This window comes from Halomonas sp. SS10-MC5 (assembly GCF_015992245.1).
Taxonomy (GTDB): Bacteria; Pseudomonadota; Gammaproteobacteria; order Pseudomonadales; family Halomonadaceae; genus Halomonas; species Halomonas sulfidoxydans.
Window position 1 is genome coordinate 945,393 of sequence record NZ_CP065435.1, and the last position, 18,334, is coordinate 963,726.

Genomic DNA, 18,334 nt, shown 5'->3' on the forward strand with positions numbered 1-18,334 from the left:
GCTCCACGGCGTCGCCTCCGGGCGGCGTCGATGGTAGGATGTGCGGCCTCACCCACCGTTCGCTCTGGCAGTGCCCCGACCATGCAAGACGCCGTCACCTTCGACCCCCGTGCCGTTGCCGATCTCGATACTCCTCAGCAGCAGAGAGAGGCGGAGCCCCCGCTGGAGCAGCTCGACGCCAAAGGGCGGCGTGAGTTCAACAAGTTGCAGAAGCGCCTGCGTCGCCAGGTGGGCAACGCCATCATCGACTACGGCATGATCCACGAGGGCGATCGGGTCATGGTCTGCCTGTCGGGCGGCAAGGATAGCTATACCCTGCTCGAGATCCTGCGCAACCTGCAGCGCAATGCGCCGGTAAACTTCTCGCTGGTGGCAGTCAACCTCGACCAGAAGCAGCCGGGCTTTCCCGAGCATGTGCTGCCCGAGTATCTCGAGACCACCGGCGTCGAGTACTACATTCTCGAGCGCGACACCTACTCGGTGGTGAAGGAGAAGACGCCGGAGGGCAAGACCACCTGCGCGCTCTGCTCACGCCTGCGGCGCGGCTCGCTCTACGGCTTCGCCGAGGAGATCGGTGCCACCAAGGTGGCCCTGGGACACCACCGCGAGGACATCCTCGAGACGCTGTTCCTCAACATGTTCTATGGCGGCAGCCTCAAGGCGATGCCGCCCAAGCTGCTCTCCGACGACGGCAAGAACATCGTCATTCGACCGCTGGCCTACTGCCGCGAGGCCGATATCGCCGAGTTCGCAAGGCTGATGGCTTTCCCCATCATTCCCTGCAACCTGTGCGGCTCCCAGCCGAACCTGCAGCGCCAGGTGGTCAAGGAGATGCTGGCCGAGTGGGAGCGCAAGCACCCGGGACGCATCGAATCGATGTTCAAGGCGGTGAGCAATGTGGCGCCGTCGCAGCTCGCCGACCGCGAGCTGTTCGACTTCGAGGGGCTCGAGGCCAAGCAGGTCCGGCTGCGCGAGCGGCGCATCGATGCCCTGAACGTTTCCAACGATAGCTGAGTCGCGTCCGGTGGCGAATCGAAGAGGCCCGCCTGGCTAGCCAGGCGGGCCTCTTCTCGTTTCGGGGTCAGCGCGCGTGGGATCGACCGCTTCAGTGGTCGTCGTGGGCCTGGGCCACCAGCGCCTCGAGGTTGAGGATGTTGACCTCGCGACCGGAGACCTCGACCAGCCCCTGCTGCTGGAAACGCCCGAGAATGCGGCTGACCGTTTCCACGGCCAGGCCCAGGTAGTTGCCGATATCGGCCCGCGACATGGAGAGGCGGAAGCTGTAGGGCGAGTAGCCGCGGCGGCGGAAGCGATCCGACAGGCTCGAGAAGAAGCTGGCCAGGCGCTGATCAGCGGTCTTGCGCGACAGCAGGCGCATCATCTTGCGGTCGTCGCGCAGCTCCTTGCTCATGCTGCGGTAGAGCTGGCCGCGCAGCTCCGGCAGCTGCTCGGAGAGCTGGTCGAGCCGGTCGAAGGGGATCTCGCACACGGTGGTGGTCTCGAGCGCGATCACGCTACCGGGGTAGAGCTGCTCGTCGATCCCGTCGAGGCCGACCAGTTCGCTGGGCAGGTAGAAGTTGGTGACCTGGTCCTCGCCCGAGCCCTCGGTGGTGACCTGCTTGAGGCTGCCGGAGCGCACCGCGAAGACGCTGCTGAAGGCACTGCCCTGGCGGAACAGCGATTCGCCCTTCTTCAGCGGCGAGCGGCGCCGGATGATGGCGTCGAACTGTTCCATGTCCTCGAGTTCCAGAGCGAGGGGCAGGCACAGCGAACTCAGGCTGCAGTTCTGGCAACGGGTTTCATGCAGCAGCGAACGCCGCTTGCCGAGCGCATTGGCTGCGTTGACCGGCATGCTCCACCTCCTTGATCGTCGTCATGGAGGCATTATGGAACATTAATGAAGCAGGTGAAATGCCCCTTGCGACCTTTGGCCGCAATTCGATTAGGCCGCCTCGAGCGATTGCGCCCCGCTCAGACGATGCGCGAGAACTCCGGACCAGGCTGCGGCGGCAGCCGGGCATCGAAGGCCATGGCGAGGTGCCGGATCAACAGCCGGCCGATGGGGGTGGCAATGAGCCGGTGCCCCTCCAGGGAGACCAGACCGTCACGCTGGAGCGCTTCCAGGCGCGACAGGGCGCCGGCCAGGTAGCGCGGCGCCTCGATGCCGAAGGTCTCGCTCAGCTCGTCGAGGTCGAGCGCCATGTCACACATCAGGCGCTCGATCGCATGCCGCCTGACCCGGTCATCGAAGGTCAGCCGGATACCCCGCGCGGTAGGCAGACGGCTGGCATCGAGGGCCGCTTCGTAGTCGGCGAGGCGGGTATGGTTCTGGGCATAGACGTCATCGATGCAGGAGATGGCCGAGACCCCGAGGCCCACCAGATCGCACTGGGCATGGCTCGAGTAGCCCTGGAAGTTGCGCTGCAGGGTACCCTCGCGTTGGGCAATCACCAGGCTGTCGCTGGTGCGGGCAAAGTGATCCATGCCGATGTGCACGTAGCCGGCGCCGGTCAGCATGGCGATGGTGGTGCGCAGTATCGCCAGCTTCTCCTCGGGCCCGGGGAGGTCTTCGGCGCGAATGCGGCGCTGCGCCGTGAAGCGCTCGGGCATGTGGGCATAGTTGAAGACCGAGATTCGCGCCGGCGCCATGGCGATGACCTGCTCCAGCGTGGCGGCGAAGCTGTCCCGGGTCTGCAGCGGTAGCCCGTAGATCAAGTCCAGGTTGAGCGAGCGAAAGCCGAGCCGGTCGGCCTCGTCGAGCAGCGCCTCGGTGAGGATGCGCGGCTGGATGCGGTTGATGGCCCGCTGCACCCGCGGGTCGAGGTCCTGAACGCCGAGGCTCAGGCGATTGAAGCCCAGCGCCTGCAGGTGGCGCAGGGTGAAGACGTCGGCCTCGCGCGGGTCGATCTCGATGGCGTAGTCGCGGTCGCGGGCGCTGGAGAGGCCGAAGCGGGCGTCGAGGCGATCGATCAGGTCGCTCATCTGGTCGAGGCTGAGAAAGCTCGGCGTGCCGCCGCCCCAGTGCAGCTGGGCGACTTCGCGACGCGTATCGAGGTATGGCCTGAGCAGCACCATTTCCCGGTCCAGTCGCGAGATGTAGGGCTCCGCGACCCTGGCGTTCTTGGTGGCGATCTTGTGGCAGGAGCAGTAGTGGCAGGCCTTGCGACAGAAGGGAATGTGCACGTAGAGCGACAGCGGCCTGCCGTCGGCGTTGCTGCGAGCCAGGGCCGCCTGATAGGCCTGTTCGCCGAAGTCGTCACGGAACGAATAGAGGGTGGGATACGACGAATAGCGCGGGCCGTGGGTATCGTAGCGCCTCAGCAGGGCCTCGTCCCAGGCGAAAGGATCGGCCATCGCTCGATGCACGGACATCGCGGGAACGGACATGATGGCACTCCGAAAGGCTAACATGGACACAATGTAGCGGTACGCTGGCCCAAGCGGATTGAGCTGCGTCAAACGAAGTGAAGGTCGTGTCTCGGCCGCGCGTTCAGTGGCCTGGCGCGCCATGCGGCAACAGGTTCGCCACCTGCCACAGGGCGAAGGCGATGATCGCGAGGGCGGCCAGGGTGCGGGTCGCCGGGTGGCGGATCAGCGTGCCGAGCTGACGCGCAGCGAAGCCGGTGACCAGCAGCGCGGGCAGGGTGCCGAGGCCGAAGGCCGCCATCAGCGCCGCCCCGCGCCAAGGGTCGGCCGTGGCCAGGCTCCAGGCCAGCATCGAGTAGACCAGCCCGCAGGGCAGCCAGCCCCATACCGCGCCGAGGCCAATGGCCTGGGGGATCCTGACCACCGGCATCAGCCGCTTGCCGACCGGCTCCAGATGGCGCCACAGGTGGCGGCCCAGGGCCTCCACCTTGAGCAGCCCCTTCCACCAGTTGGCGATATACAGCGCCATCAGGATCAGCATGACGGCGGCGAGCAGCTGCAGGCCGATGCGTGCCCCCGGGGTCAGCGCCACCAGGGTGCCGAGCGAGGCGACCAGGGCGCCGGCGGCCGTGTAGCTGGCGATGCGACCCAGGTTGTAGCCGAGCAGCAGCCCCGAGAGCCGGGCCGGACTGCGCATGCTGGGCGGCACGGCGAAGGTCAGCGCGCTCATGATGCCGCCGCACATGCCGATGCAGTGGGCGCCGCCGAGCAAGCCGAAGACGAAGGCCGCCAGCAGCGGCGGCAGGCCGAGTCCGGTGGGGTCCATCAGCGCTCCGCCGGGCCGTCGTCACCCTCGCTGGCCGGCTTGCGCCGGCCGGCCTGGCGCCGCCGTTCGCGCTCTTCCGGCGTCAGGTCGTTCTCGTCCTCGTCGAACAGGATGCGGTGGGCCGGCCCTTCGAGATCCTCGAACTGATCGTTCTTCACCGCCCAGAAGAAGGCCCATACGGCCAGGCCGAGCAGGATCAGCGAGAGCGGGATGAGCAGGTAGAGAATGGTCATGCATTCACCATTTGGGCGTCGCGGTCTGGGGGCTGGCTGGGGCGCAGGCGGAAGCGGTTGAGGCGCAGTGCGTTGCCCACCACCACCAGCGAGCTGCCGGACATGCCCAGCGCCGCGACCCAGGGCGGTACGACGCCGATGGCGGCCAGCGGCAGCGCCGAGAAGTTGTAGCACACCGACCAGATCATGTTCTGGCGCATGATCCGGCGGGTGGCACAGGCGATCTCGATCGCCTCGACGATACGCATCAGGCGCGGGCTCAGCAATACCGCATCGGCGCTGGTGCGGGCCAGGTCGGTGGCGCCGTTCATGGCGATAGACACGTCGGCGCCGGCGAGCACCGGCACGTCGTTGATGCCGTCGCCGATCATCGCGACCTTCTCGCCGGCCGCCTGGCACGCCCGGATGCGCTCGAGCTTGCCCTCGGGGCTGACGCCGGCGTGCCAGGTCTCGAGTCCCAACTGGCCGGCCAGGCGGCGTACCGCCTCGCGGGTATCGCCGGAGAGCAGTTCGACGCGTATGCCACGCGCCATCAGCTCGGCGATGGCCTGCTCGGCATCGTCGCGCAGTCGGTCGCGCAGGGCGAACCAGGCGCGCGGCTCGCCGCCCTCGCTGAGCAGCAGCCACTGGCCGTCATCCGGCGCCGTGAGGGCGTGGCCGGGGGCGGCGAAGTCGGCGCGCCCCAAGCGCCAGCGCTGGCCGTCGAGCGTGCCCTCGACGCCCTGGCCGGTACGGCTGCTCCTGTCGCTCGCGTCCACCGTCGCCTCGCGCCAGGGGCGGAAGGCGCGGGCGATGGGATGCTCCGAGTGGGCCTCCAGCGCCGCGCCGATCACCCTGGCGCGCCCGGCCGAAAGCCCGCCGAGCGGGCGGGTGTCGACCAACTGCATCTCGCCGCAGGTCAGGGTGCCGGTCTTGTCGAAGATCACCCGGTCGACCTGGGACAGCGACTCGATGGCGTCGGCGCGGGTGATCAGCACCCCGCGCCGGCGCAGCTGGCCGTGGCCCGCGGTGAGCGCGGTGGGTGTGGCCAGCGCCAGGGCGCAGGGACAGGTCACCACCAGCACCGAGAGCGTCACCCACAGCATGCGGCTGGGGTCGATGAACCACCAGGCGGCTGACACGCAGGCGGTCACCACCAGCAGGCGCAGCACGAACAGGTGCGACATGCGCGCGGCCATCTGGGCCAGCCGCGGGCGGCTGGCGAAGGCGCGGTCGGTGAGATCGACGATGCCGGCCACCCGCGCCTCCTTGCCGGCGTGGGTGACGCGCACCACCAGCGGACTCTCGATGTTCTGGCTGCCGCCGGTGACGCTGTCGCCGATGCGCCGGGTCACCGGCAGGTACTCGCCGGTGAGCATCGACTCGTCGAGGCTCGACTCGCCCTCCTCGATCACGCCGTCAGCGGGCACGCCGTGGCCCGGCTTGACCACGACGCGGTCGCCGGCGGCGAGTTCGCTGGCAGGCAGGATGCGCTCCTCGCCGTCGGCCTCGAGGCGCACCGCGGAGAGCGGCAGGGCGCCGGTCAGGGCGTTGCCGGTATGCCCGCTGCGCCGCCGTGCGCGGGCCTCGACGTAGCGGCCGAAGAGCAGGAAGAAGGTGAACATCGCGACCGAGTCGAAATAGACCTCGCCGCTGCCCGAGAGCACGGCATAGCCGCTGGCCAGGTAGGCGCCGCCGATGGCGATCGAGACCGGCACGTCCATGCCCAGCACACGCGCACGCAGGTCGCGCGCGGCGTTGCGGAAGAAGGGCACCGCGGAGAAGAACACCACCGGCGTGGCCAGGGCGAACGACAGCCAGTGGAACAGTGCGAGGAAGTCCTCGCTGATCTCGCCGGGGCCGGCTGCGTAGATGGGAATCGAGAACATCATCACCTGGGCCATGCCCACCGCGGCCACGATCAGCCGGCGGATGTTCATGCGCTCCTCGAACTGCAGCCGCTGCTGGGCGGCATCCGGTTCGTAGGGCTGGGCAGCGTAGCCGATGGCGGCCATCTCGGCGAGGAGCCGCGACAGCTTGAGCCGCGCCGGGTCCCAGGCTACTCGCACGCGATGATGGGTAAGGTTGACGGCGCTGGCGGTCACGCCCTCCAGGGCGTTGAGGCGATGCTCGATCAACCAGGCGCAGGCGGCGCAGGTGATGCCGTCCACCGCCAGCGTCGCATGGACCTCACCGTCGTCGCCCTCGGCATGCACGAACTGGCGCTGCAGGCCCGGGTCGTCGAACACCGCCCAGGTCTCGGCCTTGACCGCCTGGCGCTCGTCGGGGCGCTCCGGCAGCTCGGTGCGGAATCGGTAGTAGCTGGCGAGCCCGCCGTCGACGATGGCGTGGGCCACCGCCTCGCAGCCGGGGCAGCACAGGGGGTGGGTCGCCTCGTCGAGGGTGATCGACCAGGGGGCCTGGGCGGGCACCTGGCTACCGCAGTGGTAGCAGCTCTGGCTCGGTTCCGCCTGGCCGGCGGTCGGGCTCGTGTCGTTATGCGTCAAGGGTTGTCACTACGCTCGTGTCAGCTGCGCCGCTCGACGCCGGGCGTGAGGCTGAAGCTCTCCTCGCTGGGAAAGCGAGCCTCGCCCACCAGGCGCCACTCGGGCGATTCGGTGCTGGGCTGCAGCTGCAGGTACCAGCGATGGCGCAGGTTGTCGGGCGCCTGGCCCAGGTAGCGGCCGTCGCGCACGTGCTCCAGCGTCAGGTCCTGGTCGCGGTCGTCCTGGGTGGGGAAGATCAAACGCAGGTGGAGCCGCTCGGGGCGGTCGTCGCCGTCGAGCTGGACGATGATGTCGCTGGTCAGCGGGTCGATGCGCAACTCGGCGTCGAGGTTCAGCTCGTTGGCGCGTTGCTGCTTGGCCAGCACCATGTTGATGGCGCGACCGTGCTCGTAGTAATCCTCCTGGACCATGCCGTCGAAGGAACGTACCGAGAGCACGGCGAAGGTCGAGCTGACGCCGATCGCCGAGAACAGCAGGCCGAGCAGGAACCACGGCCAGAACTGCTTGTACCAGGGGGTGGGGGAGGTCATGTCGGTCATCTCCGGATATTGCCGATGAAGCGGGCCTCGCGCTCGAGCGCGATGCGCTCGTCGTGCTGCGATTGCAGCAGCAGCTCGATCGGGTGGCTGGGCAGCTCCAGCACGGCGGGGTCGGCGGTGACCTGCACGGCGAACAGCCGCGAGCTGCCGGCCGGTACCTGTAGCGTCTCGGTGTCGAGTTCGAGGCCGGGCAGGCCGCGAGCGGCGAGCCGGTAGTCGTGGTCCCGGTCGTCGAGGTTGCGCACGGTCAAGGTATAGACGTTGCTGATACGCCCGTCACGGGTCATCTGGTAGAGCTGGCCGCGCTCGCGCTCCACTTCGAAGTTGAGCGGCGTGCGGTCGCCCAGCGTCCAGGCGAACAGGCCGATCATCACCACCAGGGCGGCGAAGTAGCCGAGCAGGCGGGGACGCAGGATATGGGACCGTTTTGCCTGCAGGGCGTTCTCGGTGGTGTAGCGGATCAGCCCGCGTGGATAGTTCATGCGATCCATCACGCTGTCGCAGGCATCGATGCAGGCGGCGCAGGTGATGCACTCGTACTGCAGGCCGTCGCGAATGTCGATGCCGGTGGGGCAGACCTGTACGCACAGGTCGCAGTCGATGCAGTCGCCGTGGCCGGCTTCGCGGGCCTCGGCGTGGCTCAGGCTCCTCTTGCGCGACCCGCGGGGTTCGCCGCGGGCGGCGTCGTAGGAGACGATCAGGGTGTCGGCATCGAACATCACCGACTGGAAGCGCGCATAGGGACACATGTAGATGCACACCTGTTCGCGCAGCCAGCCGGCGTTGAGGTAGGTGAAGACCAGGAAGAAGCCGACCCAGAAGTAGGACCAGCCATGGGCCTCGAGGGTGGGCAGTTCGGCGACCAGCGCGCGAATCGGCGTGAAGTAGCCGACGAAGGTGACACCGGTGGCCAGCGCAATGGCCAGCCAGATGGCGTGCTTGGCCCCCTTGCGCCAGGCCTTGTCGAGGCTCATGGGTTCGCGGTCGAGCTTGATGCGGCGGTTGCGCGAACCCTCCAGGCGATGCTCCACCCAGATGTAGAGGAAGGTCCACACGCTCTGGGGGCAGGTGTAGCCGCACCAGACGCGTCCGGCGAACACGGTGATGAAGAACAGGCCGAAGGCGCAGATGATCAGCAGCCACGACAGCAGCACGAACTCCTGCGGGTAGAAGGTGGCGGCGAAGATATGGAACTCACGCCCGGGCAGGTCGAACCAGATCAGCGGGCGATCGCCCCAGGTCAGCCAGGGCAGGCCGAAGAAGGCCAGCATCAACAGCCAATTCGCCGCGCGGCGTACCCGCTGGAAGAACCCCTTGATCTCGCGCACGTAGATGTGACGCCGGCTGGCGTACATGTCGTGCTGGACCGTCGCCTGGGGCGTGTGGTGGCCCACGATTTCCGGGGTCACGTCTCGAGTGGGAATCTTGTCGCTCATGTCGGACTCGCGGCGGGCCGCGCTGGCCCGCAAGGGGAAGGCAATGAAGAGGGCTTCATTGTATCGGGAGCCCGTCGCGTGGCGGGGCAGTGCGACGGTGGGTCGCACTGCCCGCCCGGGCGGGAGCCGTCAGTCGCGTAGTCGCAGGCTGTAGATGTAAGCGGCGACCAGGTGGACGCGCTCTGCACCGATGTAGGCCTCCTGGGCCGGCATGTGGCCGTTGCGGCCGTTACGCAGGGTCTGGCGCACCGAGTCGGCAACGCTCTGACCGGGCGCCTGGTAGAGCCAGGTGTCGTTGGTCAGGTTGGGCGCGCCAAGGGCCTGGTTGCCGGTACCGTCGGGTCCGTGGCAGGCCGCGCACACCGAGGTGAAGACCGCCGAGCCCAGCTCGGCGCGCTCGGCGTCGTGCTCCAGGCCGGAGAGTGCCAGCACATGGTTGGCGACGTTCTCGATGTTCTCCTCGCCGAGCTGTTGCCAGGAGGGCATCAGGCCGTTGCGCCCGCGTACCAGGGTGGTCTGGATCTGCTCCGGCTCGCCGCCATACAGCCAGTCGTCGTCGGTCAGGTTGGGGAAGCCGTAGCCGCCCTGGGCGTTGGCGCCATGGCACACCGCGCAGTTGTTGAGGAAGATCCGCTCGGCGACCTGCATGGCCTCGGCATCCTGGGCCAGCTCGGGAATCGGGATCTCCTCGTACTGGGCGAAGATCGGCGTGAAGCGCTCTTCCGCCTGGGCGACCTCCTCCTCCCATTGCCCCTCCTGGGTCCAGCCGAGCAGGCCGGCGAAGTTGCCAAGCCCGGGGTAGAGCAGCAGATAGCCGAGCGAGAACACCACGGTGGCGACATACAGCTGGAACCACCAGCGCGGGAGCGGGTTGTCGTACTCCTCGATCTCGTCCGCGGCATGGCCGGTGGTTTCCACGTTGCCGTCGGCATCGGGCACCTTGTCGGTCTTGCGGTTGGCATACAGGATCCAGAAGGCGAAGGCGATGGAGCCCAGCGTTATCAAGATGATCCAGGCGCTCCAGAACCCGGAAAGGGAGTCATCCCATAGATTGCTCATGCGTTTTCGTCTCCCCTGTCTTTACGGGAATCGGCTTCGCCTGCCTGCTCGCGGAGCGAGCCCTGCTGCGAGGCGCTGCGGTCTCGGTTCGATTGTTCGTCTTCATCGGCGAAGGGCAGCTGGGCCGCTTCGTCGAAGTCCGGCTTGCGCCGCCGGGAATAGGCCCACCAGACGATGCCGAGGAAGGCGATGATCAGCAGACCGGTGATGATGCCGCGAAAGGTACCGGTATCCATGATCAGCGCGTGCCCTCGAGCACGGTCCCCAGCTGCTGCAGGTAGGCGACCAGGGCCGTGATCTCCTGCTGGCCGCGTACCTCGCGGGTGGCACCCTCGATCTCCTCGTCGGTGTAGGGCACGCCGAGGCTGCGCAGGACTTCCATCTTGCGCGGGGTGTCCTTGCCGTCGAGGGTGCGCTCGAACAGCCAGGGGTACGCCGGCATGACCGACTCCGGCACCACGTCGCGCGGGTTGTACATGTGGGCGCGATGCCAGTCGTCGCTGTAGCGGCCGCCGACGCGGGCCAGGTCCGGCCCGGTGCGCTTGGAGCCCCACAGGAAGTTGTGCTCGTAGACCGACTCGCCGGCCACGCTGTAGTGACCGTAACGCTCGGTCTCGGCACGGAACGGGCGCACCATCTGTGAGTGACAGCCCACGCAGCCCTCGCGACGATAGATGTCACGCCCCTCCAACTCCAGAGCGGAGAGGGGGCGCAGGCCATCGACCGGCTCCGTGGTCTGCTTCTGGAAGAACAGCGGAACGATCTCGGCCAGGCCGCCGAAGCTGATCACCACCAGAATCAGCACGGCAAGCAGGCCAACGTTCTTTTCGACGATCTCGTGTTTCATTGGTGTCGGTTTCCCCGGTTACTCAGGCAGACTGCGGAATCGGCTGCTGGCTGGCGGCTTCACTGCGCTTGACGGTCATGAAGACGTTGTAGGCCATGATCAGCATGCCGGTGACCCAGAACAGGCCGCCGATCAGGCGCACGATGTAGCCCGGTCCGCTGGCCTCGACGGCCTCGACGAAGGTGTACATCAGCGTGCCGTCCGGGTTGATGGCGCGCCACATCAGGCCCTGCAGGATGCCGTTGACCCACATCGAGGCGATGTAGAGGACGGTGCCGATGGTGGCCAGCCAGAAGTGCACGGCGATCAGCCCGACCGAGTGCATCTCGGTGCGGCCGAACAGGCGCGGAATCAGGTGGTACATGGAGCCGATGGTGATCATCGCCACCCAGCCCAGGGCGCCGGCGTGGACGTGGCCGATGGTCCAGTCGGTGTAGTGGGACAGCGCGTTGACCGTCTTCACCGCCATCATCGGCCCCTCGAAGGTCGACATGCCGTAGAACGACAGGGCCACGACCAGGAAGCGCAGGGTCGGGTCGGTGCGCAGCTTATGCCAGGCGCCGGAGAGGGTCATCATGCCGTTGATCATGCCGCCCCAGGAGGGCGCCAGCAGGATGATCGACATCACCATGCCCAGCGACTGCGCCCAGTTGGGCAGGGCGGTGTAGTGCAGGTGGTGTGGGCCGGCCCACATGTAGATCATGATCAGCGCCCAGAAGTGGACGATCGACAGGCGATAGGAGTAGACCGGGCGCTCGGCCTGCTTGGGCACGAAGTAGTACATCATGCCGAGGAAGCCGGCGGTCAGGAAGAAGCCCACCGCGTTGTGGCCGTACCACCACTGCACCATGGCGTCGATGGCGCCGGCGTAGATCGAGGTGGAGTACATCCACGACACCGGGATCGCCGCGTTGTTGACGATGTGCAGCACCGCCACGGTCAAGATGAAGGCGGCGAAGAACCAGTTGGCCACGTAGATGTGGGAGGTCTTGCGCTGCTTGATGGTCATCAGGAAGACGATGGCATAGCTGACCCAGACCACGGCGATCAGGATGTTGATCGGCCACTCGAGCTCGGCGTACTCCTTGGTGGTGGTATAGCCCAGCGGCAGCGTGACGACCGCCGACAGGATCACTGCCTGCCAGCCCCAGAAGGTGAAGGCGGCCAGGCGGTCACAGAACAGCCGCGTCTGGCAGGTGCGCTGCACCACGTAATAGGAGGTGGCCATCAGCGCGGAGCCGCCGAAGGCGAAGATGACTGCGTTGGTGTGCAGCGGGCGCAGGCGGCCGAAGCTCGTCCAGGGCAGATCGAGGTTGAGTTGCGGCCAGACCAGTTGTGCGGCAAGGATGACACCGAGGAGCATGCCCACGATGCCCCACACCACTGTCATGATCGCGAACTGCCGAACTACCTTGTAGTTGTAGGTCGGATGCTCTAGTGCTGTGCTCATGTCAGGTTCCCGTCGAACGCGAATCGAGAGCTCGCGGTGGCGCAGGCCACGGCAAGATTCCCGGTTGAGGGTGATGCAGGTTAGAAAGCAGGGCGGATTCTAGCGCAGCCGCCTGACAGACTGAACCAAGGATACAAGCGAAACTCGTATAGGAAATTGACGTGTGTCCAACTTTGCACGATTAAGTGCGGTTCCCATTGAGGTAGTTCAGAGGCATGTACAGGGCGGCGTACGACAGCCCGGGCGCTGGTTTGTCGAAGGGCTCGGCCCGCTGGAAGTGCGCGGTGACGGCAGCGTCGGGCGCCTGCTGATCGCCCATGGCGCGGGGGCTGGACAGCATTCTCTTTACATGAATCAATTGCGAGGTGCGCTCGCCGAGCAGGGCGTGCAGACCCTTGCCATCGAGTTCGCCTACCTGCAGCGTGCGAGCGCGAGGGCCGGCGAATCCCGCCGCCACCCATCGACCGCTTGGTAGAAGAATTATCGCGCTGGTGCGACATTCTGACACATCCTCATGGAGGTACCCCCTGGCTTGGCGGCAAGTCCATGGGCGGGCGTGTGGCCAGCCTGCTGGCGGCACGTGAAAAGGCCGCCGGCCTGGTACTGTGCGGCTACCCCTTCCATCCGCCGCGCCGGCCTGATCGCCTGCGCCTCGCGCACTGGCCCGACATCGACTGCCCCACCCTGGTGGTGCAGGGCAGCCGCGACCCGTTTGGCACCCGCGAGGAGGTCGAGGCCTATTCGCTGGGCGAGCGGGCATGCGTCCACTGGCTGGAAGATGGCGACCACGACTGGAAGCCGCGGCGGCGATCGGGGCGTACCCAGGCGAAACTGATCGAGGAGGGGGCGGCCGCGATCGCCGCTTTCATGAAAGCGCATCGGGTGCCACAGTGAGCAATGACACGAACGACGCGGGCTTGAGCCATTTACGTCTCGAGAAAACGTGCTGCCGAGGCCGTTTTGCACGGCCAGGGCATTGACAACCAAGCCGATCCCTGTAGAATTCAGCGCCACGTGACCAGGGGTGGTTAGCTCAGCTGGGAGAGCACCAGCCTTACAAGCTGGGGGTCACAGGTTCGAACCCTGTACCACCCACCATCGCGCCCAGACACGGGCGATGGCGAGATCCTGAACACGTAGGAAGCATGCAGCGGACCGGTAGTTCAGTCGGTTAGAATGCCGGCCTGTCACGCCGGAGGTCGCGGGTTCGAGTCCCGTCCGGTCCGCCATCGTTTCCGTCGCTGGTGTCATCTGTCGTGGACCGGTAGTTCAGTCGGTTAGAATGCCGGCCTGTCACGCCGGAGGTCGCGGGTTCGAGTCCCGTCCGGTCCGCCATGATGTCCCGGCCTGCAAGTCCTCATCGCAGCAGTGCGATATGCGTGGGTGATTAGCTCAGTTGGTTAGAGCACCAGCCTCACATGCTGGGGGTCACTGGTTCGAGTCCGGTATCACCCACCACGCGGACCGGTAGTTCAGTCGGTTAGAATGCCGGCCTGTCACGCCGGAGGTCGCGGGTTCGAGTCCCGTCCGGTCCGCCATTTCGATTTCAGGCCCCGAGCCCAGGCTCGGGGCCTTTTCGTATCGTCTATACTCCCTCCGTCTCGCCTTCGCCCGATGGGCACGAGCTGCGGCGTCTCCTGTCGCGAGAGCCCAGCGCACTTCGCCTTTGGGCGAAAGCGTCGCTTTTCCTTTGCGCCTGTCGTCCGGCTATCATACAGTTGTTTGAAATTATCGTGACTCGACCCCAAGGAGGAGTTCGGCGTGCGCTATCCTCATCTCTTTCGTCCGCTCGAGGTGGGCCATCTGACCCTGCCCAACCGCGTGCTGATGGGCTCCATGCATACCAACCTCGAGGAGGCGCCCAATGGTTTCGCGCGCCTGGCGGCCTTCTATGCCGAGCGTGCCCGTGAAGGCGTGGGACTGATCGTGACCGGCGGCATCGCCCCCAACCCCGAAGGGGCGGTGTTCCAGGGCGCGGCCACGCTGGAGCGGGCCGAGCAGGTGGCCGATCATCGCGGCGTGGTCGAGGCGGTGCATGCCGAGGGCGGGCGCATCTGCCTGCAGATCCTGCATGCCGGGCGCTACGCCTACTCGCCCGAGCTGGTCGCACCGTCGCCGCTGCAGGCGCCGATCAACCCGTTCGTGCCGCGCGAACTCAGCGACGCGGACGTCGAACGCCAGATCGCCGACTACGTACGCTGCGCCTCCCTGGCCCGCGAGGCCGGCTACGACGGCGTCGAGGTGATGGGCTCCGAGGGGTACCTGATCAATCAGTTCCTGTGCCTGCGCACCAACCAGCGCGACGACCGCTGGGGCGGCTCGCTCGAGAACCGCATGCGCTTCGCGGTCGAGATCGTGTCGCGGATCCGCGCGGCGGTGGGCGACGACTTCCTGATCATCTTCCGCCTGTCGATGATCGACCTGGTGGAGGAGGGCAGCACCTGGGAGGAGGTCGTGACGCTGGGGCGTGCCATCGAATCCGCCGGCGCCAGCCTGATCAACACCGGCATCGGCTGGCACGAGGCGCGCGTGCCCACCATCGTCACCAGCGTGCCGCGGGCGGCCTTCACCGAGGTCACCCGGCGCATGAAGGCCGAGCTCGCCATCCCGCTGATCACCACCAATCGCATCAACATGCCCGAGGTGGCGGAGCGGGTGCTCGCCGAGGGGCACGCCGACATGGTCTCCATGGCGCGCCCCTTCCTCGCCGATCCGGCCTGGGTGAGCAAGGCGGCCGAAGGACGCGACGACGAGATCAACACCTGCATCGCCTGCAACCAGGCGTGCCTCGATCACACCTTCCAGGGCAAGCTCACCTCCTGCCTGGTCAACCCCCGGGCATGTCACGAGACCGAGCTCGTCATCGAACCGGCCGAGACGCCGCGTGACGTCGCCGTGGTCGGCGGCGGCCCGGCCGGCATGGCGGCGGCACTCACCGCCGCCCAGCGCGGCCACCGGGTGGTGCTGTTCGAGCGCACCGGCGAGCTGGGCGGCCAGTTCAACCTGGCGCGCAAGATCCCGGGCAAGGAGGAGTTCGACGAGACGCTGCGCTACTTCAAGGTGATGCTCGACAAGCATGGCGTCACGCTGAAGCTCGGCAGCGAGCCCGACGTGCAGGTTCTGCGCGGCTTCGACGCGGTGATCCTGGCCAGCGGCGTGCGCCCGCGCCGGCTCGACCTGCCGGGCATCGAGCATCCCAAGGTAATGAGCTATCCCATGGCGATCCTGCATCCCGAGCGGGTCGGGCGGCGGGTGGCGATCATCGGCGCCGGCGGCATCGGCTTCGACGTGGCGGAGCTGCTCACCCACGTGGGGCATCCTTCGCTGGACCGCGAGGCCTGGTGCGCCGAATGGGGCGTGGACCTCGGCGTTGCCGAGCGCGGCGGCCTCCGCCCGCCCGAGCGCCCCGACACACCGCGCCAGGTCTTCCTGCTGCAGCGCAAGCACTCCAAGCCCGGCAAGGGGCTGGGCAAGTCGACCGGCTGGGTGCACCGGGCGTCGCTGCGCCATCGCGGCGTCGAGGCCCTGGCCGGCTGCGAGTACGTCGGCATCGACGACGAGGGCCTGCACATTCGCCACCACGAGGAGCCGCGCCTGCTCGAGGTCGACAGCGTGGTGATCTGCGCCGGACAGGATCCGGTCCGCGAGCTGCTCGAGCCGCTCCGGGAGGCCGGCGTGGCGGTGCACCTGATCGGTGGCGCCGACGAAGCCGCCGAGCTCGATGCCAAGCGCGCCATCGACCAGGGTACGCGGGTGGCGGCGGGGCTGTGAACGGCCGTCGGGGCGAGGCGGGTGGCGAAGTCGGCGCGGATGGGCGACCCTGGGGCCAGGGGGAAAGCCGACGACAGGGAGGTGCGAGTGACCCAGCCCGACGAGCCTCACGACCTGGAACAGATGCTCGACCGCTTCAAGCGTGCCGGGGGTGACGAAGGTGCCGGCCTGGTCAGCCTCGGCGACCTGCTCGACGAGGTCGGCCGTCGCTCCTTTGCCCCCCTGCTGCTGGTGCCCGGCATCATCACCCTGATGCCGGTGGTCGGGGACATTCCCGGCGTTCCCACCCTGATGGCCCTGTTGGTCCTGCTGGTGGCCGTACAGCTGCTGTTTAGAGCGCACCACTTCTGGATCCCGGGGTTCCTGTTGAATCGATCCGTCTCCAGGCAGAAGCTCGACAAGGCGATCGGCTGGAGCCGTCGGCCCGCGCGCTGGGTGGACAAGTGGCTCAAGCCGCGGCTGACCTTCCTGACCCACGGCGCCGGAATCGTCGCCGTTGCCCTGGCCTGCATCGTCATTGCCCTGGCCATGCCGCCGATGGAGGTGGTGCCGTTCACCGCCAACGGTGCTGGCTTCGCCCTCACGCTATTCGGCCTGTCCCTGATGGCTCACGATGGGCTCCTGGCCGCCGTGGCGTTCGCCGTGACGCTCGCCACCCTGGTCTTCGTCTACCTGGGGCTTTTCTAGCCCTTGGCCAGGAGCCGGCGCAGGTCGCTCACCACCGCCTCCCTGGCGTCGTCCTGGCGAATGAGCAGCTGTGCCTCGCCGTGGCGATCGAAGGCGAAGATCGCGCTGGGGTGGGACACCGTGTAGCGTCCCCCGTCGTCCTTCTCGCCATAGCCGTAGGTCACCCGGTAGCGGCGGGTCAGGGCATCCAGCTCCTCCTTGCTGCCGGTGAGGCCGACGAACTCGGGGCCGAAATTCGCCGTGTACTCGCGCAGGGCCTCGGCATCGTCGCGGGCCGGATCCACCGAAACGAACAGCACTCGCAGGTCGTCGCGCGCCTCCTCGCCGAGCTCGTCGAGGATCGAGTCGAGGTGCGCCATGCTGGCCGGGCAGACGTCGTGGCACTGCGTGAAACCGAAGAACAGCAGCGTCGTGTCGCCGCGAAAGGCCTGCGCCTCGACCCGCTCCCCCGACTCGCTTGTGAGCTCGAACGCCAGGGGCGGCATGAGACCGGCGATGTCCTTGGTCTGCCAGCCCGGGTCGGAGCAGCCCATCAGCACGCTGCCCAGCGCGAGCAGCCCCGCCAGAACCCGGGTGCGGCGCAGCGGGGGACGGCTTGGCGAGTCGGGGCGGGGCGTCGTGGGTCTCATGGCTGGGGGACTCCTTCTGGCTGTTCCGGTTGGCCCGGGCGCGCGTCGCCCTTGCCGGATAGAATGGCGCGAATCACGATCAGCACACCTGCCACGCTCATCATCGAGGCGGGGATCCAGGTGATCAGCCCGCCCAGTTGCTGGTCGGTCAGTGGCGCGATGGGCCAGGCGCGACCGCAGACGGCATAGACGTCGAACAGCACGTTCTCGCTGAAGGTGAGGTAGGCCCCCAGCAGGATTTGCGGCGGAATCACCAGCAGCAGGGCCAGGATGCGCATGCCGTACCCCAGCCCGCCCTGGCGCGGCGTGCGTGGGTCGAGCACCAGCCACCAGAACAGCAGGCCGTCGAGCAGCATGCTCCAGTTCATCACCTGGTAGCGTTGGCGGCTGAGCATGGCATCAAAATGGACCTCGGGGATGAGCCAGAAGTAGATCAGCCCGACGAACAGCAGGGGGGCGACTGCCGGATGCTGCAGCAGACGGTAGATCGGCCGCAGGAGCCGGGCTGCCGCGGCCCGCCCCGGGAGGTGGCGAAGGCGATTCGGCATGCCGGCCGCCAGGACCGGCAGCGGCGCGGCCAGGGCGATCAGGAACGGCGCTGCATGATGCAGCACCAGGTGCTGGGCGCGATGGATGAAGAACATGTACTGCGAGAGGTAATCGAAGTGAGTCTGCGTCACCGCATAGATCGCGCCGACGCCCAGCAGATAGGCGAGTGCACGCCAGGTCCCCGCTGCCTGCCGCCGATGTCGCTGCAGGCCGCGCAGGTACAGGCCCGCCGCAAGCAGGCAGGCGGCGCTCCAAGACAGGGAAAACTCCCAGGGCTGCAAGACGCCCATGATGCGCTCGAACTCGAGCATTTGCCTTCCTTTGCCTTCCTTTGCCGAGGCGGCGGCAGTCGCCGTCTGGAAGTGTGTCCTCCAGCATAGCGAACTTGACCGGCCAGGAAACACCCGGGCGACAGCGCCGGAGGGATGCTCTGCCATCGCTTCGTGTGAAGGAGCG

At 67.4% G+C, this 18,334-nt stretch carries 16 protein-coding genes, 5 tRNA genes and 1 pseudogene; 9 read left to right on the forward strand and 13 right to left on the reverse strand.

All coding sequences use genetic code 11. The features are described from left to right. The first annotated feature begins 81 nt into the window (after window positions 1-81). Window positions 82-1,014 carry a tRNA 2-thiocytidine(32) synthetase TtcA gene (gene ttcA / locus I4484_RS04430; RefSeq protein ID WP_197449808.1) on the forward strand — a complete coding sequence of 311 codons (933 nt, stop codon included), beginning with the start codon at window positions 82-84 and terminating at the stop codon, window positions 1,012-1,014. 91 nt (window positions 1,015-1,105) lie between these two features. Here the strand turns inward: ttcA and fnr are convergent, their stop codons facing one another. The 11 genes from fnr to ccoN all read right to left on the reverse strand — a co-directional run bounded on the left by fnr (window position 1,106) and on the right by ccoN (window position 12,242). Then, the gene (fnr, locus tag I4484_RS04435; RefSeq protein ID WP_197449809.1) at window positions 1,106-1,852 is read right to left on the reverse strand and encodes a fumarate/nitrate reduction transcriptional regulator Fnr; all 747 of its coding nucleotides are present in this window, start codon (window positions 1,850-1,852) and stop codon (window positions 1,106-1,108) included. 119 nt (window positions 1,853-1,971) lie between these two features. Then, the gene (gene hemN, locus I4484_RS04440) at window positions 1,972-3,387 is read right to left on the reverse strand and encodes an oxygen-independent coproporphyrinogen III oxidase (protein ID WP_234283585.1); all 1,416 of its coding nucleotides are present in this window, start codon (window positions 3,385-3,387) and stop codon (window positions 1,972-1,974) included. Between the two features lie 103 nt (window positions 3,388-3,490). Then, window positions 3,491-4,192: a sulfite exporter TauE/SafE family protein gene (locus I4484_RS04445; RefSeq protein ID WP_197449810.1), complete on the reverse strand. Its 702-nt coding sequence runs from the start codon at window positions 4,190-4,192 to the stop codon at window positions 3,491-3,493. Next, window positions 4,192-4,425, reverse strand: coding sequence for a cbb3-type cytochrome oxidase assembly protein CcoS (gene ccoS / locus I4484_RS04450; protein WP_197449811.1), 234 nt, complete (start codon window positions 4,423-4,425; stop codon window positions 4,192-4,194). Before ccoS ends, I4484_RS04445 begins: the two co-directional genes overlap by 1 nt. Continuing rightward, the gene (locus I4484_RS04455) at window positions 4,422-6,911 is read right to left on the reverse strand and encodes a heavy metal translocating P-type ATPase (RefSeq protein WP_197449812.1); all 2,490 of its coding nucleotides are present in this window, start codon (window positions 6,909-6,911) and stop codon (window positions 4,422-4,424) included. The genes ccoS and I4484_RS04455 overlap by 4 nt, the downstream gene beginning before the upstream one ends. A gap of 20 nt (window positions 6,912-6,931) precedes the next feature. Next, the gene (locus I4484_RS04460; RefSeq protein WP_197449813.1) at window positions 6,932-7,450 is read right to left on the reverse strand and encodes a FixH family protein; all 519 of its coding nucleotides are present in this window, start codon (window positions 7,448-7,450) and stop codon (window positions 6,932-6,934) included. Further along, window positions 7,447-8,886, reverse strand: coding sequence for a cytochrome c oxidase accessory protein CcoG (gene ccoG / locus I4484_RS04465; protein WP_197449814.1), 1,440 nt, complete (start codon window positions 8,884-8,886; stop codon window positions 7,447-7,449). The genes I4484_RS04460 and ccoG overlap by 4 nt, the downstream gene beginning before the upstream one ends. A gap of 129 nt (window positions 8,887-9,015) precedes the next feature. Next, window positions 9,016-9,945 carry a cytochrome-c oxidase, cbb3-type subunit III gene (gene ccoP, locus I4484_RS04470; protein ID WP_197449815.1) on the reverse strand — a complete coding sequence of 310 codons (930 nt, stop codon included), beginning with the start codon at window positions 9,943-9,945 and terminating at the stop codon, window positions 9,016-9,018. Next, window positions 9,942-10,181, reverse strand: a complete 240-nt coding sequence (locus tag I4484_RS04475) for a cbb3-type cytochrome c oxidase subunit 3 (protein ID WP_197449816.1) — start codon at window positions 10,179-10,181, stop codon at window positions 9,942-9,944. The genes ccoP and I4484_RS04475 overlap by 4 nt, the downstream gene beginning before the upstream one ends. A 2-nt stretch (window positions 10,182-10,183) precedes the next feature. Next, window positions 10,184-10,792, reverse strand: a complete 609-nt coding sequence (gene ccoO / locus I4484_RS04480) for a cytochrome-c oxidase, cbb3-type subunit II (protein WP_197449817.1) — start codon at window positions 10,790-10,792, stop codon at window positions 10,184-10,186. Window positions 10,793-10,814: 22 nt separating this feature from the next. Then, window positions 10,815-12,242 carry a cytochrome-c oxidase, cbb3-type subunit I gene (gene ccoN, locus I4484_RS04485; RefSeq protein ID WP_197449818.1) on the reverse strand — a complete coding sequence of 476 codons (1,428 nt, stop codon included), beginning with the start codon at window positions 12,240-12,242 and terminating at the stop codon, window positions 10,815-10,817. Between the two features lie 349 nt (window positions 12,243-12,591). Between ccoN and I4484_RS04490 the strand changes: the two are divergent. The 8 genes and pseudogenes from I4484_RS04490 (at window position 12,592) to I4484_RS04525 (ending at window position 16,700) form a co-directional block, all read left to right on the forward strand. Beyond that, window positions 12,592-13,136: pseudogene (locus I4484_RS04490) on the forward strand (alpha/beta family hydrolase). Window positions 13,137-13,264: 128 nt separating this feature from the next. Beyond that, window positions 13,265-13,340 (forward strand) — tRNA-Val (locus I4484_RS04495). 54 nt (window positions 13,341-13,394) lie between these two features. After that, window positions 13,395-13,471: transfer RNA gene (locus I4484_RS04500), tRNA-Asp, on the forward strand. A 29-nt stretch (window positions 13,472-13,500) separates the two neighbouring features. Beyond that, a tRNA-Asp gene (locus tag I4484_RS04505) sits at window positions 13,501-13,577 on the forward strand. Window positions 13,578-13,623: 46 nt separating this feature from the next. Then, window positions 13,624-13,700, forward strand: a tRNA-Val gene (locus tag I4484_RS04510). 3 nt (window positions 13,701-13,703) lie between these two features. After that, a tRNA-Asp gene (locus I4484_RS04515) sits at window positions 13,704-13,780 on the forward strand. A 223-nt stretch (window positions 13,781-14,003) separates the two neighbouring features. Beyond that, window positions 14,004-16,013, forward strand: a complete 2,010-nt coding sequence (locus I4484_RS04520; RefSeq protein ID WP_197449819.1) for an FAD-dependent oxidoreductase — start codon at window positions 14,004-14,006, stop codon at window positions 16,011-16,013. Between the two features lie 87 nt (window positions 16,014-16,100). Then, a complete protein-coding gene (locus I4484_RS04525) occupies window positions 16,101-16,700 on the forward strand; it encodes an exopolysaccharide biosynthesis protein (RefSeq protein WP_234283584.1) in 600 nt (199 codons plus the stop codon). On the opposite strand, the gene I4484_RS04530 is transcribed toward I4484_RS04525, so the two are convergent. Together I4484_RS04530 and I4484_RS04535 are read right to left on the reverse strand one after the other, a co-directional pair. Continuing rightward, window positions 16,697-17,329: an SCO family protein gene (locus tag I4484_RS04530; RefSeq protein ID WP_234283583.1), complete on the reverse strand. Its 633-nt coding sequence runs from the start codon at window positions 17,327-17,329 to the stop codon at window positions 16,697-16,699. The two genes, I4484_RS04525 and I4484_RS04530, sit on opposite strands and share 4 nt — an antisense overlap. Next, window positions 17,326-18,189, reverse strand: coding sequence for a cytochrome c oxidase assembly protein (locus tag I4484_RS04535; protein ID WP_197449820.1), 864 nt, complete (start codon window positions 18,187-18,189; stop codon window positions 17,326-17,328). The genes I4484_RS04530 and I4484_RS04535 overlap by 4 nt, the downstream gene beginning before the upstream one ends. Between the last annotated feature and the right edge of the window lie 145 nt (window positions 18,190-18,334).

Coding starts and splice junctions, on each gene's coding strand:
- ttcA (WP_197449808.1), top strand. CDS start 82: ATGCAAGACGCCGTCACCTTCGACCCCCGTGCCGTTGCCGATCTCGAT.
- fnr (WP_197449809.1), bottom strand. CDS start 1,852: ATGCCGGTCAACGCAGCCAATGCGCTCGGCAAGCGGCGTTCGCTGCTG.
- hemN (WP_234283585.1), bottom strand. CDS start 3,387: ATGTCCGTTCCCGCGATGTCCGTGCATCGAGCGATGGCCGATCCTTTC.
- I4484_RS04445 (WP_197449810.1), bottom strand. CDS start 4,192: ATGGACCCCACCGGACTCGGCCTGCCGCCGCTGCTGGCGGCCTTCGTC.
- ccoS (WP_197449811.1), bottom strand. CDS start 4,425: ATGACCATTCTCTACCTGCTCATCCCGCTCTCGCTGATCCTGCTCGGC.
- I4484_RS04460 (WP_197449813.1), bottom strand. CDS start 7,450: ATGACCGACATGACCTCCCCCACCCCCTGGTACAAGCAGTTCTGGCCG.
- ccoG (WP_197449814.1), bottom strand. CDS start 8,886: ATGAGCGACAAGATTCCCACTCGAGACGTGACCCCGGAAATCGTGGGC.
- ccoP (WP_197449815.1), bottom strand. CDS start 9,945: ATGAGCAATCTATGGGATGACTCCCTTTCCGGGTTCTGGAGCGCCTGG.
- I4484_RS04475 (WP_197449816.1), bottom strand. CDS start 10,181: ATGGATACCGGTACCTTTCGCGGCATCATCACCGGTCTGCTGATCATC.
- ccoO (WP_197449817.1), bottom strand. CDS start 10,792: ATGAAACACGAGATCGTCGAAAAGAACGTTGGCCTGCTTGCCGTGCTG.
- ccoN (WP_197449818.1), bottom strand. CDS start 12,242: ATGAGCACAGCACTAGAGCATCCGACCTACAACTACAAGGTAGTTCGG.
- I4484_RS04530 (WP_234283583.1), bottom strand. CDS start 17,329: ATGAGACCCACGACGCCCCGCCCCGACTCGCCAAGCCGTCCCCCGCTG.
- I4484_RS04535 (WP_197449820.1), bottom strand. CDS start 18,189: ATGCTCGAGTTCGAGCGCATCATGGGCGTCTTGCAGCCCTGGGAGTTT.